This window comes from Marilutibacter aestuarii (genome assembly GCF_006546775.1).
In the GTDB taxonomy this organism is placed as follows: domain Bacteria; phylum Pseudomonadota; class Gammaproteobacteria; order Xanthomonadales; family Xanthomonadaceae; genus Marilutibacter; species Marilutibacter aestuarii.
This window is the reverse complement of the sequence record NZ_VICE01000053.1, coordinates 1-14,946: the sequence shown is the minus strand read 5'-3', so window position 1 is coordinate 14,946 and position 14,946 is coordinate 1. Positions and strand designations below refer to the sequence as shown.

Annotated in this window: 15 protein-coding genes and 3 tRNA genes; 13 read left to right on the top strand and 5 right to left on the bottom strand. The window is 66.7% G+C overall.

The genetic code is table 11. From position 1 onward, the window contains the following. Positions 1-97 precede the first annotated feature (97 nt). The 5 genes from FKV25_RS05565 to FKV25_RS05545 all read left to right on the top strand — a co-directional run bounded on the left by FKV25_RS05565 (position 98) and on the right by FKV25_RS05545 (position 2,981). Positions 98-370, top strand: a complete 273-nt coding sequence (locus FKV25_RS05565) for an HU family DNA-binding protein (RefSeq protein ID WP_141517807.1) — start codon at positions 98-100, stop codon at positions 368-370. Between the two features lie 46 nt (positions 371-416). Beyond that, positions 417-491, top strand: a tRNA-Val gene (locus tag FKV25_RS05560). A gap of 34 nt (positions 492-525) precedes the next feature. Further along, positions 526-602, top strand: a tRNA-Asp gene (locus FKV25_RS05555). Positions 603-737: 135 nt separating this feature from the next. Further along, positions 738-814: transfer RNA gene (locus FKV25_RS05550), tRNA-Asp, on the top strand. 187 nt (positions 815-1,001) lie between these two features. After that, positions 1,002-2,981 carry a SurA N-terminal domain-containing protein gene (locus FKV25_RS05545; protein WP_141517806.1) on the top strand — a complete coding sequence of 660 codons (1,980 nt, stop codon included), beginning with the start codon at positions 1,002-1,004 and terminating at the stop codon, positions 2,979-2,981. A gap of 124 nt (positions 2,982-3,105) precedes the next feature. Here the strand turns inward: FKV25_RS05545 and FKV25_RS05540 are convergent, their stop codons facing one another. From FKV25_RS05540 to gloB, 3 genes are read right to left on the bottom strand one after another with little or no spacing between them, the layout of a single operon-like run. Further along, on the bottom strand, positions 3,106-3,906 hold the full coding sequence (locus tag FKV25_RS05540) for an enoyl-ACP reductase FabI (RefSeq protein WP_141517805.1): 801 nt from the start codon (positions 3,904-3,906) through the stop codon (positions 3,106-3,108). A 51-nt stretch (positions 3,907-3,957) separates the two neighbouring features. Then, positions 3,958-5,187, bottom strand: coding sequence for a lytic transglycosylase domain-containing protein (locus tag FKV25_RS05535; protein WP_141517804.1), 1,230 nt, complete (start codon positions 5,185-5,187; stop codon positions 3,958-3,960). Continuing rightward, a complete protein-coding gene (gene gloB, locus FKV25_RS05530) occupies positions 5,184-5,960 on the bottom strand; it encodes a hydroxyacylglutathione hydrolase (RefSeq protein WP_141517826.1) in 777 nt (258 codons plus the stop codon). The genes FKV25_RS05535 and gloB overlap by 4 nt, the downstream gene beginning before the upstream one ends. A gap of 208 nt (positions 5,961-6,168) precedes the next feature. Between gloB and FKV25_RS05525 the strand changes: the two genes are divergently transcribed. The 3 genes from FKV25_RS05525 to dnaQ all read left to right on the top strand — a co-directional run bounded on the left by FKV25_RS05525 (position 6,169) and on the right by dnaQ (position 8,078). After that, positions 6,169-6,807, top strand: a complete 639-nt coding sequence (locus FKV25_RS05525) for a methyltransferase domain-containing protein (RefSeq protein WP_170218557.1) — start codon at positions 6,169-6,171, stop codon at positions 6,805-6,807. A 7-nt stretch (positions 6,808-6,814) separates the two neighbouring features. Further along, on the top strand, positions 6,815-7,270 hold the full coding sequence (gene rnhA, locus FKV25_RS05520; RefSeq protein WP_141517802.1) for a ribonuclease HI: 456 nt from the start codon (positions 6,815-6,817) through the stop codon (positions 7,268-7,270). Positions 7,271-7,346: 76 nt separating this feature from the next. Then, entirely contained in the window at positions 7,347-8,078 is a 732-nt protein-coding gene (gene dnaQ / locus FKV25_RS05515; protein WP_141517801.1) for a DNA polymerase III subunit epsilon, read from the top strand. 17 nt (positions 8,079-8,095) lie between these two features. On the opposite strand, the gene FKV25_RS05510 is transcribed toward dnaQ, so the two are convergent. Together FKV25_RS05510 and FKV25_RS05505 are read right to left on the bottom strand one after the other, a co-directional pair. After that, positions 8,096-8,800 carry a PP2C family protein-serine/threonine phosphatase gene (locus tag FKV25_RS05510; protein ID WP_141517800.1) on the bottom strand — a complete coding sequence of 235 codons (705 nt, stop codon included), beginning with the start codon at positions 8,798-8,800 and terminating at the stop codon, positions 8,096-8,098. Between the two features lie 226 nt (positions 8,801-9,026). Beyond that, positions 9,027-9,359, bottom strand: coding sequence for a proprotein convertase P-domain-containing protein (locus FKV25_RS05505; RefSeq protein WP_211345378.1), 333 nt, complete (start codon positions 9,357-9,359; stop codon positions 9,027-9,029). A 178-nt stretch (positions 9,360-9,537) separates the two neighbouring features. On the opposite strand from FKV25_RS05505, the gene FKV25_RS05500 reads away from it, so the two are divergent. The 5 genes from FKV25_RS05500 (at position 9,538) to FKV25_RS05480 (ending at position 14,054) form a co-directional block, all read left to right on the top strand. Next, positions 9,538-10,317, top strand: a complete 780-nt coding sequence (locus FKV25_RS05500; RefSeq protein WP_170218556.1) for a winged helix-turn-helix domain-containing protein — start codon at positions 9,538-9,540, stop codon at positions 10,315-10,317. Between the two features lie 532 nt (positions 10,318-10,849). Next, positions 10,850-12,091 (top strand): tyrosine-type recombinase/integrase, encoded by a 1,242-nt coding sequence (locus FKV25_RS05495; RefSeq protein ID WP_141517798.1) that lies wholly within the window; start codon positions 10,850-10,852, stop codon positions 12,089-12,091. 101 nt (positions 12,092-12,192) lie between these two features. After that, complete coding sequence (locus FKV25_RS05490; protein WP_141517797.1) at positions 12,193-13,317, top strand: hypothetical protein; 1,125 nt, start codon at positions 12,193-12,195, stop codon at positions 13,315-13,317. Positions 13,318-13,608: 291 nt separating this feature from the next. After that, positions 13,609-13,839: a hypothetical protein gene (locus FKV25_RS05485; protein WP_141517796.1), complete on the top strand. Its 231-nt coding sequence runs from the start codon at positions 13,609-13,611 to the stop codon at positions 13,837-13,839. Beyond that, the gene (locus FKV25_RS05480) at positions 13,836-14,054 is read left to right on the top strand and encodes a hypothetical protein (protein WP_141517795.1); all 219 of its coding nucleotides are present in this window, start codon (positions 13,836-13,838) and stop codon (positions 14,052-14,054) included. The genes FKV25_RS05485 and FKV25_RS05480 overlap by 4 nt, the downstream gene beginning before the upstream one ends. The last annotated feature ends 892 nt before the right edge of the window (positions 14,055-14,946 follow it).

The window sequence follows — 14,946 nt, the reverse complement described above, 5'->3', positions numbered from 1 at the left end:
ATCGATCGGGGTGATCCCGCCGGGTCGTTGATCCGGGTTCCGGGGCGCTTCGATTTTCAGAACAATGCGGCCATGTCCGCAAAGGGAGTCAAAACGAATGAACAAGGCTGAGCTTATTGAGGCTGTCGCTGAAGCGGCTGATCTGTCCAAGACCGATGCGGCTTCCGCCGTCGATGGGTTCGTCAGCGTGATCACCAAGGCGCTCAAGAAGGGCGACACCGTGACGCTGGTGGGCTTTGGTACCTTCCAGGTCCGCAAGCGCGCCGCGCGCCAGGGCCGCAACCCGAAGACCGGCGAGACCATCAAGATCAAGGCCTCGAAAAATCCTGCATTCAAGGCTGGTAAGGCGCTGAAGGATGCAGTAAACTAACTAGCTCGGCCGGCGGCACTGCAACACGTGCCAAAGGCGACGCACCGGGTGCTTAGCTCAGTGGTAGAGCGTCTCCTTTACACGGAGAGGGTCGGGGGTTCGAAACCCTCAGCACCCACCAGCATCCAGTCGTCAGTGCGAAAGGTTTCAAGCGCGGAGCGGTAGTTCAGTTGGTTAGAATGCTGGCCTGTCACGCCGGAGGTCGCGGGTTCGAGTCCCGTCCGCTCCGCCAGTTTTACCCGAAGGCGCCCTGATCGGCGCCTTCGCTTTTAAGTGAGAGCCGATGTTTTCCGGACCCCCTACGCGGGACATGGAAAAACCGGTCGCAACGGTCGATGGCCGTTGCCTACAACCAGGTTCAAGGCGCGGAGCGGTAGTTCAGTTGGTTAGAATGCTGGCCTGTCACGCCGGAGGTCGCGGGTTCGAGTCCCGTCCGCTCCGCCAGTCTTGTTTGCGACGGCATCCCGGTTCCCGGGGTGCCGTTTTTCTTTGTCTCGCCCGGTCCGCGGACCCATGCGGCGCCGGCGGCGCATCGGGCCGAACGGGCGGCGTGGGGCCCGTGGCCCCGGGGGCTTCGCCACGGGCTGAAGCGCGGTAGACTGTCGGGCTTCCGCACCAACGCGACTCGAACATGCTGCAGAAACTTCGCGAAAAATCCTCCGGCCTGCTGGGCACCATCGTGCTCGCCATCCTGATCGTGCCCCTCGGCCTTTTCGGCATCGACCAGTACCTCGTGCAGGGCGGCAACAACACCGTGGCCCGCGTGCAGGCACCGCCTGCCTGGTGGCCGGATGCGCCCTCCTGGTGGCCGGTGTCGATGGCCTGGCAGGAAGAGACGGTCAGCGTCGAGGACTTCCGCAGCCGGTTCGAACAGGCACGGCAGCAGGCGCGCGCGCAGCAGGGCGAGGCCTTCGACCCGCGCGAGTTCGAGAGCGTCGACAACAAGCGCAAGGTGCTCGAATCCCTGGTCGACCAGCGCGTGCAGCGCCTGGCCGCGCGCAACGGCGGCGTGGCGGTCAGCGATCGCCTGGTGCGCTCGACGATCCAGGAGATCCCCGCCTTCCAGGTCGACGGCAGGTTCAACCCCGAGCGTTACCAGCTCGCACTCGCTTCGCAGGTGCCGGCGCAGAGCCCGGCCCAGTTCCAGGCCAGCGTCCGCGAGAGCCTCGAGGAGACCCTGGTGCCGGCAGGGCTGCAGGAAAGCAGTTTCGCCACGAAGTCGGAGATGGACCGCCTGGTGAAGTTGATCGGCGAGCGACGCGACGTGCGCATGCTCATCCTGCCGCCGGATGGCGAGGAAGTGGCCGTGCCCGAGGCCGACGCCAAGGCGTGGTACGACAGCCACCAGGCCGATTTCCGCGCGCCGGAGACGGTGACCCTGGAGTACGTGGAGATCGACACTTCTTCGATCCCGGCGCCGCCGCCGGCTGACGAGGCGGCGCTGCGCGCGCGCTACGAGGAAGAGAAGGCGAAGTTCCAGACCCCCGAAGAGCGGCTGGCCTCGCACATCCTGGTCGAAGTGCCCGCCGACGCCGACGAGGCCACCGCGAAGGCGGCCCGCGAGAAGGCCGAGTCCCTCGCAGTGCAGGCGCGCGAGCCGGGCGCCGACTTCGCGGCGCTGGCCCAGGCCAACAGTGACGACGCCGGCTCGAAGGATGCTGGCGGCGACCTGGGCTGGGTCGGCAAGGACATGATGGTCGCGCCGTTCGAAGAGGCGCTGTTCGGCATGGCGGCACCGGGTGTCAGCGATGCCGTCCAGACCGAGTTCGGCTGGCACGTCATCCAGTTGCGCGAGATCAAGGCCGGGCAGATCGAGCCGTTCGAGCAGGTGCGCGAGACCCTGGCGCAGGAGCAGGCGACAGTCGATCGCGAGCGTTCGGTGAACGAGCTGATGACCCAGGTCGTCGACCAGATCTACAAGAACCCCAACGACTTGTCCGGCGTGGCCTCTGCGTCGGGTCTCAAGGTGCAGACGATCGGTCCGGTGTCACGGGATTCCGACGAGGGGATCATGGCATCGCCGGGGGTCAAGCGCGCGGCGTTCGACGAAGTGCGCATCCAGGACGGCACGATCAGCGATCCGGTGGAGATCGCGCCGGGCCACAACGTGGTGATCCGCGTCTCGGCGCACCAGCCCGAGGCGGCGCGTCCGTTCGACAAGGTGCGCGGACAGGTCGAGGCCGCCGTGCGCGCCGACCGCATGGAGAAGAATGCCCGCAAGCAGGGCGCGGCATTGCTGGCGCGGATGCGTGCCGGCGAGACCCTGGCGCAGGTGGCGGAATCCCGTGGGCTCGCCGAGCCCGACGCCATCCCGGGCGTGCCGCGTGGCGCGCCGGTGCCCAGCGTCGAGGTCAACGAGGCCATGTTCGCCGTCGACCCGCCGGCCGACGAAGCCAAGCCGACTCCGGGCATGTACCCGCTGCCCGATGGTAGCCTGGTGCTGTTCACCGTGGACAAGGTCGTCCCTGGCGATGCCAGCACCATCGACGATGCCCAGCGCGAAATGCTCAAGGGTCAGGTCGAGCAGGTGGCCGGCTACGAGGACGCCCAGGCCTACATCCGCGGCATGCGCAAGCGCATGACGGTCACCGTGTTCGAGGAGAACCTCTGAGCGATGGAGGCCAAGGGGCGGCACGTTGCCGCTCCGGCCCGGACAGCTTCCGACCGCATCGCGAACGCCATGCAATGAAAAAGCCCGGCAGATGCCGGGCTTTTTTTCGGGTTGACGGCGGGGCTCAGTCGCTGCCTTCGCCGATGCCGGTCATGCCGAGGATGTTGTAGCCCGCGTCGACGTAGGTGATCTCGCCGGTGATGCCGGCCGACAGGTCCGAGCCGAGGAAGGCGGCGACGTTGCCGACGTCTTCGATCGTCACCGTGCGACGCAGCGGGGCGTTCTCCTCGACATGGCCGAGGATCTTGCGGAAGCCTGCAATGCCGGCCGCCGCCAGGGTCTTGATCGGACCGGCCGAGATCGCATTGACGCGGATGCCTTCCGGACCGAGGTTGTAGGCCAGGTAGCGCACGTTGGCCTCCAGGCTCGCCTTGGCCAGGCCCATCAGGTTGTAGCCGGCCAGGGCGCGGTCGGCGCCCAGGTAGGTGAGGGTGAGGATGGAGCCGTTGCGGCCCTTCATCAGCGGGCGTGCGGCGTTGGCCAGCGCCGCCAGTGAATACGACGACACATCGTGGGCGACGGCGAAGTTCTCGCGGGTCAGGCCGTCCAGGAACTGCCCGGAAATCGCCTCGCGCGGCGCGAACGCGATCGCGTGGACGAGGATGTCGAAGCCGTCTTCCCAGCGCTTGCCCAGCTCGGCGAAGCAGGCTTCGATCTGGGCGTCCTCGCTGACGTCGAGCGGCAGCACGATGTCGCTCCCGGCTTCGGCGGCGGCGGCCTCGACGCGCGACTTGAGCTTGTCGGTCTGGTAGGTGAACGCCAGTTCGGCGCCTTCGCGATGCATGGCCTCGGCGATGCCGGTGGCGATCGAACGCTGACTGGCAATGCCGGTGATCAGTGCGCGTTTGCCTTTCAGGAAACCCATGGAAACTCCCTCGGTGATGGGGCATGGCCGCGGTGGCGGCCGAGCAAACCCCTAGTCTAGAGGCTTCGCGGGGTCTGCGGGAGTCGCGGCGCTGGATCGCGCCGCGATCCGGAGGCGTTGTCCGACCTGGAGCACACTGTCGCGCGAGAGGTCGTTGCGCTCCAGCAATTCCGCCACCGACAGGTCGTAGCGCCGGGCGATCGTCCAGGGGTTCTCGCCCCGCGCGACGACGTGGCCGGCAGGGAGCGGCGATGCACTCGCCCGCGCCATGTAGGCCGAGGCGTCGGCCATCGTGGCGGGGGCGGCCGGCGTCCCGGCCAGGGCGGCCGTACCCGGGCCCGCGGCCGCGAGCAGGTAAGCGGTGCCGCTGGCCGGTCGCCGGATGCGGCCGTCGGCATGCACCGGGTTCAGGCGCTGCAGGCGGGCGATGCTCTGCCCGGAGCTTGCCGCGAACTGGTCGATGCGCTGGGTGCCGTGGGGCACCGGCACGGCGCGCAACCGGGCCACGGGACGATCGAGTGCCCTGAGCCACTCCTCGTCGCGCCCGGCGCGGACGATCAGGCAGGACAGCGCGTGGATCTTGCGCACGTAGGCCTGGGTGATGCCCGGCATGCCGGGCAACTGCTCCGGGCTGGCCTCGCGCGCGGCCAGGCCGTTGCGCCGCAGTGCGCCGAAGACCCGGTACTCGCCGGCGTTGTAGGCCATCACCGCCAGTCGCCAGTCGCCGGCGAACATTCCGTGCAGGGTCTTGATGTAACGCACTGCCGCGCGGGTGGAGTCCACCGGCGAGAGCCGCCCGTCGTACTGGCTGGAAATCGGCACCTTGTGGTTGCGGGCGGTCAGCTTGATCATCTGCCACATGCCGGCCGGGCCGGCCGGACTGCGCGCCCCGGGCTTGTAGCCGCTCTCGACGAAGGGAATGAGCGCGTACTCGGTGGGCAGGTGCGACTCGCGGAGCTTGTCGACGACGTAGCCGAACAGCGGCAGCAGGGTGTCGTCGGGTTGGGCGAGGCGCTGCGGCGCCTGGGCGAAATGGCGGCTCCAGCGATCGCTGACGTCGTCGTCGCACTGGGAGTCGGACAGGCCGTCGCGGAAGGCCTCGTAGATCTCACGCCCGTTGCGGGTGGCCGGTGCAGCCGGCGGCGTGGTCGCGGCCACGAGTTCGACCGGGGCGGGCGCGGGTTCGGCGGTGCCCGTCGGGGCCGGCTCGGTGGCGATCGCGGACGCACCCATGCCCAGGCCGGTCAGTAGCCCGGCCAGCCACGCGGTCGCGCGCCTCATGCGACGAACCCGTCCTTCCAGCGCCGCAGGGCGGCCAGGGTCGCGACGTCGTCCGCGGGAGCGGTGCCAAGCCACGCACCGACCGCGGCCTTCACCGACGGGGCGTCGCAGCGCAGGAACGGATTGCAGCGGCGTTCGTCGGCGAGCTTGCTGGGCAAGCTGGGTTGTCCGGACTGGCGCATGGCCTGGGCCTCCTCGGTGCGGTCCCGCAGGGCCGCATTGTCGGGTTCCACCGCCCGCGCGAACGCGGCGTTGGAAAGAGTGTACTCGTGGCCGCAGCACACGGCGGTATCGCCGGGCAGGGCGGCCAGGCGCATCAGCGATGCATGCATCTGATCGGGCGTACCTTCGAACAGTCGCCCACAGCCCAGGCTGAACAAGGTGTCGCCGCAGAACAGCCAGCTGTCTCCGCCCCTGGTGAGATGAAAGGCGATGTGGCTGAGGGTATGCCCCGGCACGGCGAGGACCGCGACGTCGATACCCAGCAGTTCCAGTCGGTCCCCATCCCCCAGGGTGTTGAGCGGAAAGGGAATCCTGTCGTCCAGGGGGCCGTGTACGGGCAGCCCTGGCCAGCGTTCCAGCAGGGCCTGGGTGCCGTCGATGTGGTCGTGGTGATGGTGGGTCAACAGGACGGCGGCCGGTTGCAGGCCCTGTTGCGCGGCGGCGAGCACCGGGCCGGATTCGCCGGGATCGACGATGATCGCGCGGCCCGCTCCATCGGAAAGGGTCCAGATGTAGTTGTCCTGCCTGGACGGCAGTGCCCGCAACTGCATGGTGACGGCCCCCATGGAATCGCGCAGAATCGGATGGCACCTCCACCTTCTGCCCGGGGCGACCCCGGACAGCTGGCCACCCGCCTGCCCACCAGTGGCGACCATGCCCGCGCTCCAGCCCAGCCGTCAACCTGGAAACGCCGATCTGGGACATCCGTGGTTCGCGGGCCCGGCGGGGCAAGGCCTGCTCGCGGCCGAGAGCCGGGCGATGGCACGGATGCTCGCGGGTATCCCCGCACTGCCCTGGGTCTGGATCGGGGTGGCGGGTGCCGCGCCGCCCCAGCGGGACATCGGGCGTGGCATATGCATGCACCGGGCGCCCTGGGGCTTCGCAGGCTCGGTGCGCTGCGCGCTGCCGCTGCCGCTCGCCAACGAGAGTTTCGGCGCCGTCCTGCTCCAGCATGTCCTCGACGACGGCTTCGCCGACACCGACGCGGTCCTGTCCGAATGCCGTCGCATCCTCGCCCCTGGCGGCGTGCTCTGGCTGGCGGCACTCAACCCCTGGAGCACCTATCGCGCCCGCTGGTGGCGCAGTGGAATGCGCGCCCGCGGACCCGGCTACTGGCAGGCGGCGCTGGCCCGGGCGGGTTTCCCGGTCGACGCGGTCCACCTGCAATGGCTGGGGCCACGCTGGCGGCCGGAGGATGCCGAAGCCGGCATCGGTGCGGCCGACCGGCTCCGTGCGGGTCTGGCATTGACCGTCAGCAAGCGCGTGCATGCCGCGATCCCGCCCAACGCGGTCCGCAAGCTGCGCCTGCAGGCGGGCGTGGGCGCGATGCGCACGCAGTTGCGGGTGGTGGGCGAGGCGACCGGGGAGGGCTCTCAAAAGTCGGCCGGCCGTCCATAATGGCCGGATGACATCCGAATCCAAGAAGTCCGTCGAGATCCATACCGACGGCGCCTGCCTCGGCAACCCCGGCCCCGGCGGCTGGGCGGCCCTGCTGCGTTACCAGGGGCGTGAGCGTGAACTCAGCGGCGGCGAGGCCGATACGACCAACAACCGCATGGAACTGATGGCGGCGATCGCCGGGCTGGAGTCGCTCAAGGAAGCCTGCGTGGTGTCGCTGACGACCGACTCGCAGTACGTGCGCCAGGGCATCACCCAGTGGATGGCGAACTGGGTGCGTCGCGGTTGGAAGACCGCCGGCGGCGATCCGGTCAAGAACCGCGACCTGTGGGAACGCCTGCACGCCGCCGCGCAGCGGCATCGCGTCGAGTGGCACTGGGTCAAGGGCCATTCCGGCCATCCCGACAACGAACGCGTGGACGCGCTCGCGCGTGACCAGGCGATCCGTTTCAGGCGGTCCTGAGGCCATGCGCCTCGCCTGCTGAGACGGGCGCTTGATACCGTGTCCGCGCCCCACGAGAGAGTGATCCCGACTACCGATGCGCCAAGTCATCCTTGATACCGAAACGACCGGCCTGAGCTGGGAACGCGGCAACCGGGTGGTCGAGATCGGCTGCGTGGAGTTCGTCGAGCGGCGGCCGACCGGACGCACGTTCCATCGCTACCTCAACCCGCGCTGCGAGTTCGAGGCCGGGGCGCAGGAGGTCACCGGGCTGACGCTGGAGTTCCTGGCCGACAAGCCCCTGTTCGAAGACATCGTCGACGAGTTCCTCGCGTTCATCGACGGCGCGGAGCTGGTCATCCACAACGCCGCCTTCGACGTCGGCTTCCTGGACAACGAACTGCGCCTGGCGGGCAGCCAGTACGGCAAGCTGTCCGACCGTTGCGCGATCGAGGACTCGCTGCTGCTCGCGCGCCAGCGTTTCCCGGGCCAGCGCAACTCGCTCGACGCGCTTTGCAAGCGCTTGGGCGTGGACAACGCGCATCGCCAATTGCACGGCGCGCTGCTCGATGCGCAGTTGCTGGCGGAGGTCTACATCGGACTGACGTCGGGCCAGGAAGAGATCGGATTCGGCAGCGACACCCGCGCCGCCGAGGCCGCCGCGGATGCGGTGGCGGCCTTCCAGGGCCGCAGCGAGCGCCCGCGCCCGCGCGTCGTCGTCGATCCTGCGGATCTGGCCGCGCACGAGGCGCGCCTGCAGGTCCTGCGCGCGAAGGCCGGACGGGCGATCTGGGACCCGCTGCCCGAAGAGGCGGCCAGCGAGGCCTGAAGTCCCGCGCGACGGCGTCAGTGGTTGCGGACCAGCACCACGGTGATGTTGTCCGAGCCGCCGCCGTCCAGGGCCGCCGCGACCAGCGTGTCGACGCATTCCTGGGCACTGCAGTCGTGCTGCGCGAGTACGCGGCCGATGGCGGTGTCCTCGACTTCCTCGGTCAGGCCGTCGCTGCACAGCAGCAACTGCATGCCCGGCCGGAGTTCGCCGGTCATGGTTTCCACGTTCAGGTTGCGCGGGTCGGTGACGCCCAGCGCCTGGGTGACGACGTTGCGATGCGGGTGGCTGCGGGCCTGTTCGTGGGTGATCGCGCCGTTTGCGATCAGCTCCTGGACATAACTGTGGTCCTGGGAAAGCTGGGCGAGGTGGCCGTCGCGCCAGAGATAGACCCGGCTGTCGCCGACCCAGGCCACTTCGAAGCGGTTGCCGGTCACGCGCGCGGCGACCACGGTGGTGCCCATCGGGAGGGCATCGTGGCGGCGGCGCGAGCTGCGGATGATTTCCTCGTCGGCGATCCGGATCGCCTGGGTCAGCGGCGTGCCATCGCGAACCTCGCGGACAATGGTCTCGCGGGCCAGCGCACTGGCGATCTCGCCGTATTCATGGCCCCCCATGCCGTCGGCGACCAGCCACAGGCCCATCTCGCCATCGCCGTAGTAGGTGTCTTCGTTCAGCTCTCGGCGCAGGCCGGCGTGCGTCAGGTGTCCGAATTCGATCATGGGATGGGCATGCCGGTCGCGATTGTGCCTCTTGGAGGAGAAACGGAATCATCGGCGGCAAACGGCCGCGTGGCAAGGAAATGCGTCAACGTAGCCCGGGTCGCCCCGCCTGCCGCGGCACCGCCACCGCGAGGAAAAACCCCGGCGGGGAGTGCGCCGGGGCATCCAGGGTCGAGGCTGGATCAATCGTGGTTCAAGGATGGCGCGGGGCAGGGCCCCGCCCCGATCAGAACGTGAGGCTCCATTCGTTGATGTAGCCCACCTCGCCGCCGGCGTTGTCGTTCACGCGCAGCTTCCAGGTCCCGTTGAGCGTTTCGCTCGACAGATCGACGGTCGCGCTCCCGATGATGTTGTCGGTGGCGCCTCCGGATCGGTTGGCGAGCAGGTAGACGCTGCCATCAGGCGGACCAGGTCGACGCGCAGGTCGCCGCGGTAGGGCGTTTGCACGCTGGCGTCCTCCGATCGCGCACGCCCCGCCGACCCCTTGCCGGTGGGCATGCGGCAGGGCTTGCCTGCACGCCGGTGGACACTCCGAGGAATAGGTCAGGCGCGATATCACGACTTCTGCGGCTCGATCATTTGTTGATCTCGTTCGGGTCAAAACGTGCGCGGGATCGTGAAAATCCCGCCTTGGGGGCGCGGAGACTGAACGTGACGGCCGGATTTGCCGATCGAGGTGGGGGGGCATGCGGCATCCGCGTTTAGGAAGACGTTCCTGCCCGACGCGGAGGTTGTCGATGACATCGAGGTTCAAGCCCGCCTGGCCCGGTAGCGGCCACCGATACATCACGATCGGCGAGGTCAGGATGGACCTGTGTTATCGGACCCTGTCGATCGCCGGCGAGGAGGTGGGCCTGCCGCAGCGGGCCTTCGACCTGTTGTGGCTGCTGGCCGCCGAGCCCCATGCCCTGCACCATCGCGCGGACCTGCTCGATCGCCTCTGGCCTGGCCTGGTGGTCGAGGACGCGAACCTCTCGCAGAGCGCCTGGTTGCTGCGCAAGGCATTGGGGCCCGAGCGCAAGGGATGGCTGCGGACGGTGATCCGGGCCGGTTACGTCTTCGAGCCGACCGAGCCGGTACGCGTGCTCCCACCGGAGCCGTCGTCCGCGTCCGGGGCTGCGCCGGTGCCCGCCGAGGACGCTGCCGTGCGCGTCGCCGCCGCGGTTCTCGAGCCCGGGGCGCCGCGAAAGGTCGACGTTGCCGCCTCCAGCCGGCTTCGCCCGCGGGGCGGTGCGCGTGGCCCGGGCAACGTCCTGCTGCGGTGGTTGAGCATCGGCGGTGGCTGCGTGGTGTCCCTGGTGACGCTGTTGGCGATCGCCCAGGAGGCCGCGACCGGGGTGGGCCTGCCCGAAGATCCCGCCGCGCGCCCGCGGGCGGTGGAGGCCGGACGCAGTGAGGTGCCGCGGTGGCAGGGCGTGTTCGCCAACGCGGGCCGCGGCGACGGCCGCGGAGGCTGCGGTCCCGACGCACTGGTGCGCGCGGCCAGTCCCTGCGGCGAACTCGCCTGGGGGCGTTGAGCGTCCCTCGCGTCCAGGAAGACGCCTGGCGAGTGGGTGCGACCGAGGCCGGATCAGGCCCGTTCGGATGTGCCTGTCCCCGGGACATGCCCCGCGGGCGCCGGGCGCGCGCGCACAGCGCGCGGTCAACGGGCGGCCTGCCGGGGCGGGGCAAAAGCCGACGCGGGGCGGCCTCGGATGACTAGCGCTGCCATTCCTTGCCGAACCGGGCGGCGGCGGCGTGCGCGTGGGCGACCGATGGCGGGTCAGCGGCCCGAGCCGGGCCCGGGCCCGGGGCGATGCACGGGGGACTGCGCCGCACGCTTTTCCACGGGCACAAAAAAACCCTCGCAAGCGAGGGTTCTTTGCAAAACTGGCGGAGAGGGGGTCCGCCAAACTACGGTTTCCTGCGGTCCGTGCCAGTTCTCAATTGTGGGGCGATGTGCTTGCGTTACGGTCATATTAGCGGTCGGACGTCCGTTCCCGTCCGTTGCAGTCCATCACGAACCAGCCCATGATGTAGGGACGAGAGTAGGGACGGGAAGGCAATCAGATGGCACAGACTCCGAAACTTCCGCCGGCCGTCGAGGCGAAGGCTAAACGAGGCCCTGGGCGCTATGGGGTAGGAGACGGCCTGTATCTCCATGTGCGCCAGAACGGCGCTAGAGGCTGGGTTTTCCGCTACAGGGACCGCTCCACGGGCCGACAGCGCGATAAAGGGTTGGGCACCTTTCCGGAAATCACTTTGGCCACGGCGCGCGCCATGGCGCTGGAGTTGCGTCGGGATCTCCTGCTAGGCAAGGACCCCATCGACTCAGCTCGTCAAGAGCTCGAGACGCGGCGGCTTGAGGAGGCGCGCTCCAAGACCTTTGGTGCCTGCTGTACGGCATACATCCACGCCCACAAGGCTGGCTGGCGTAATGCCAAGCACGGCGACCAATGGCGGAACACGCTTGATGCCTACGCGGCCACGCTTCTGCCCTTGCCAGTCCAACAGATCGACACCGCTATGGTCGTGGCGGCCCTCGAGCCCATCTGGAGCAGCAAGACCGAGACCGCCACCCGTGTGCGCCAGCGCATGGAAGCCGTCCTAGATTGGGCGACAGCGCGGGGCTACCGTGCGGGGGAGAATCCCGCGCGCTGGAGAGGGCATCTGGACAAGCTGCTTCCACCCCCGTTGAAGCTCAAGCGCGTAGCGCACCGTGCCGCCCTGCCATATCCCGACGTTCCCGAGTTCATGGCGACCCTTGCCCTTAAAGACACGCTGGCGAGTACGGCTCTACGGCTCCAGATCCTGACTGCCACGCGGCCAGGCGAGGCCGTAGCTGCAGAGTGGTCCGAGTTCGACATGGATTCCGCCATTTGGACAATTCCTGCGGAGCGCATGAAGGCCAGCAAGCCCCATCGGGTGCCACTGTCTCCGAGCGCGATGAAGTTGCTGCGTGCTCTCCCAGCGGCCTCTGAGCGCTTCCTGTTCCCCGGCAAGCCAGGGCGGCACATAACGACGGCGGCAACCCTCAAGCTCGTACAGGAAGTTAAGCCGGGTCTCACAGCGCACGGGTTCCGGTCCAGCTTCCGCGACTGGGCGGCGGACATGACTTCGTACCCTCGTGACGTGGCCGAGGCGGCGCTTGCGCACACTATCAAAGACAAGACCGAAGCTGCCTACCGGCGAACCGATATGCTGGAGCGCCGTGGGCGCCTCATGGCGGATTGGGCGCGCTTCTGCAGCACGTCAGGAATGACCGGCGGCAAGGTCTCTCCCATTCGCAAACCGAGTTCCGCCCACGCTTGAAGCGGCATAGCAGCCCGAAGTGGCTCAGCTGGCGGCTAAGACCGGTCGTGAAGATCGGGCAGGGCATATAGTTTCAGCCTCTCCTCCAGAGGCATTTCACAATGTTCGAGGTGAAGACTGTCTTTCTCTCCCGGTCAGAGGTGCACGCCTTGGTGTGGTCGATGCCTATGCCGCAAGCCGCCTCTAGTATCGGAATCTCTGATGTTGGACTGGCCAAGGTCTGCAAGAGATACGACGTGACCCGGCCGCCGCAGGGTTATTGGCTGAAGAAGGAGCCGAGGCCGGCCCCTGTACCTTTGTCGCTAGACAAGTTCGGCAGGGACGACAGGATTGAGTTCCGGATCCAGCCCGCCCGGAACAGCACTGTGGTGGATTTCTTGCCAGCTGTCTCTGAAAAGAGCACGCAGATTCGTCAGGACTGGAAGAGCGCCTGTCCAAAGGCGAGAGAGGCACGAAGGGTGTTGGGCAGCGGTATTGAGGATAAGGGGATTTTAGTGCCGCCGAGAGGTTCGAAGGTGCTGGACATCCGCGTCTCCAAAGACCAATTGGATAGAGCGGTGCTGCTCTTCGATGCGCTCATTCGTGCGACCCAAGAGATGGGCGGCACGTGGAGGGTTGCAGAAAGAGAAACGAAACTTGAGGCCATGGGGGGCACGGTCACGATTGACGTGATCGAACACCGCAAACAGACCATAGGCACAAATGAATGGGGGTTTGGGGGCAAGTGCATGACCCTTGTCCCTACCGGGGATCTTCGAGTTCGGATCGGTCGCGACTATGGGGTGGGTCCGGCAGTGCTTCGGGACACTCCATCCGAGCCCATGGAGTCAAAGGTTTTAGGGGCGTCTAGAGCGCTTATCGAAGCTTGCCTGGTCGCAAAGCAAAGGAGGGACCACTGGAATGAGCGACAAAGACAAATTGACGAGCGTAGGGCCAAGAAGTTAAGCGTGTTGGTTGAGGCCGAAAGGGCGAAAATACTGCGTCAGCGACTTTGTGAAGCGGCTGCACTTCACGAACAGGCCAGGAGCATTCGGAGCTTTTGCGGTGCGATTGAGGAGCGGCTTGCGGAGGGGGCTCAACGTCAACATGTCAGCAGGGAATGGCTCGCATGGGCGCTTCAGGAGGCCGACTTATTGGATCCGCTTCGCGGGGATGAAGAGCTACCGATAGACATGGAGGTTGAGCCTAGCCTGCTGGCACACGTGAAGCTCGGCCTCCATGATTGAACGTTTGCCACTTGACTACAGGCTTGGTTAGAGCGCAGGATCGTAACGTCCACGCAAATTCGTGGGCCGGGATTGGCGTCCCGAAATCATGAGGCGCACAAGCGCCCATCAGACGATGCAAGGCGCTTTTTTTGTCTTGATTCGTCGAGGGCGGCTGCTTGATTCTCTATGGCGGTCGGTGCGCGGGGCTTTCGAGCCACCGGTCCTCATGCCGGCACGCCAACCGCGTACCGTCCGCCCCCATCCAATTGGCGTTGGAAGGGGGCAAGCTCAAACCATGAGGAAATCGGCATGCCTATCGAATCAGTAACGCAGCAAGACATTGACGCAGCAGTAGCGCGGCTTACGCAGATCCAAGGGATCCTGACCTGCGTCTCCAAGGTTGTTGAAGAGGAAGTGACGGGGAGCCCGCTCTGGGAAGCGTCGGAGGCGCTTCAAGCCTCGGTCCAATTGCTCACCGAGTCGTATTGCACGTTGAACGAAGGGCGCGTCGTCCTGCCTGCTTCGGAGCCGCGGCCATGAAGACCGACCCCGGACCATCCGCAATGGCATTCGACAGCGGCGTCTATCTAGCTTGGCTCACCGCGCTGCATGACTACATCCACGTCCAAGGCGAACCCACCATGCTGGACCGGGACACGCTGCGGAATCTAGGCGGGCTTATGCATTCGCTTTCGAGTTCAGTTGACGAGCTCTTGGAGCGAGAACACATTGAGTCGCATGGCGGGTCAGACTGACCCTCAATCCGCGCCTAGCCCGACGGGGCGAAAAGCCGGTGACCCTGCCGGCCTGGCGTGGACTCTTTCGGGGGCGGGGAGGGTGTGCGAATGGATGAATCTGATGAGCCGCGGCAGTTGTCGCCACGACACTCACCCAACGACCGCGAGCTTTCCCGCAGGTTACTTGGGGCGAGATTCAGCCACGCTGGCGGTTACATACGGGCACGCGAGGAAGCCGGGGAGCTATGCACGGGGCCGGAATGGCTGCCCTTCAACCTTTGGCAGACGGCGGAATACGGTCACGGACCTGAGAGCGATTGCGCACGGGCTCTATCAAGCTCCGCTTCGGCTGAAAAGCTATGGAAAGCTATTGACGCGCGATATGGCACGACTGATGCAATTGCCCTCAGCTTGCCGGCTGTTTGCGCAAACGCGAAGGCCAGATGGGCGATTACGCCACGAACGAGCCCCAGCGAGTATCGAGAGCAACGCGAGAGGCTCGCGCGAAACGCCGAGCAGCTAGCAGTCGAACTTGAGAGATTCAACTTACATCGTGATCCGGACGATCACGAGCTACCAGGGCTCTATGACTTCTCTGAGCTAATGACGCAATCGGAGCTGGATGCGCTAGACCAAGCGGTTCGGTACACAGGCTGGGTTATCACTAGTCGCGCTCTGGAGCGCGCGAATCAACCCCTGCCGACTTGGGGGGAGTTCAACGACATTGGTAGCAAGGCTCGCGCTCTAGGCTATAAGGACGGCGACCTCTATACCCCCGCGCGTGAGGCGGCAATGACCATATATCCGCTTATGTATTGAATCGCCCCGGGTTTCATAGACACCTACGAGCCTGAAAGTCCCGCTTGCCGTTCGAACTCTACCGGAGAGACGCCTCCATTGGAGCCGTGTC

Excerpts from the sequence above, each read along its gene's own strand:
- FKV25_RS05495 (WP_141517798.1), top strand. The coding sequence starts at position 10,850 with ATGGCACAGACTCCGAAACTTCCGCCGGCCGTCGAGGCGAAGGCTAAA.
- FKV25_RS05500 (WP_170218556.1), top strand. The coding sequence starts at position 9,538 with ATGACATCGAGGTTCAAGCCCGCCTGGCCCGGTAGCGGCCACCGATAC.
- FKV25_RS05540 (WP_141517805.1), bottom strand. The coding sequence starts at position 3,906 with ATGGGTTTCCTGAAAGGCAAACGCGCACTGATCACCGGCATTGCCAGT.
- FKV25_RS05545 (WP_141517806.1), top strand. The coding sequence starts at position 1,002 with ATGCTGCAGAAACTTCGCGAAAAATCCTCCGGCCTGCTGGGCACCATC.
- FKV25_RS05535 (WP_141517804.1), bottom strand. The coding sequence starts at position 5,187 with ATGAGGCGCGCGACCGCGTGGCTGGCCGGGCTACTGACCGGCCTGGGC.
- rnhA (WP_141517802.1), top strand. The coding sequence starts at position 6,815 with ATGACATCCGAATCCAAGAAGTCCGTCGAGATCCATACCGACGGCGCC.
- gloB (WP_141517826.1), bottom strand. The coding sequence starts at position 5,960 with ATGCAGTTGCGGGCACTGCCGTCCAGGCAGGACAACTACATCTGGACC.
- FKV25_RS05490 (WP_141517797.1), top strand. The coding sequence starts at position 12,193 with ATGTTCGAGGTGAAGACTGTCTTTCTCTCCCGGTCAGAGGTGCACGCC.
- FKV25_RS05565 (WP_141517807.1), top strand. The coding sequence starts at position 98 with ATGAACAAGGCTGAGCTTATTGAGGCTGTCGCTGAAGCGGCTGATCTG.
- FKV25_RS05480 (WP_141517795.1), top strand. The coding sequence starts at position 13,836 with ATGAAGACCGACCCCGGACCATCCGCAATGGCATTCGACAGCGGCGTC.
- FKV25_RS05525 (WP_170218557.1), top strand. The coding sequence starts at position 6,169 with ATGGCACGGATGCTCGCGGGTATCCCCGCACTGCCCTGGGTCTGGATC.
- FKV25_RS05485 (WP_141517796.1), top strand. The coding sequence starts at position 13,609 with ATGCCTATCGAATCAGTAACGCAGCAAGACATTGACGCAGCAGTAGCG.
- dnaQ (WP_141517801.1), top strand. The coding sequence starts at position 7,347 with ATGCGCCAAGTCATCCTTGATACCGAAACGACCGGCCTGAGCTGGGAA.
- FKV25_RS05510 (WP_141517800.1), bottom strand. The coding sequence starts at position 8,800 with ATGATCGAATTCGGACACCTGACGCACGCCGGCCTGCGCCGAGAGCTG.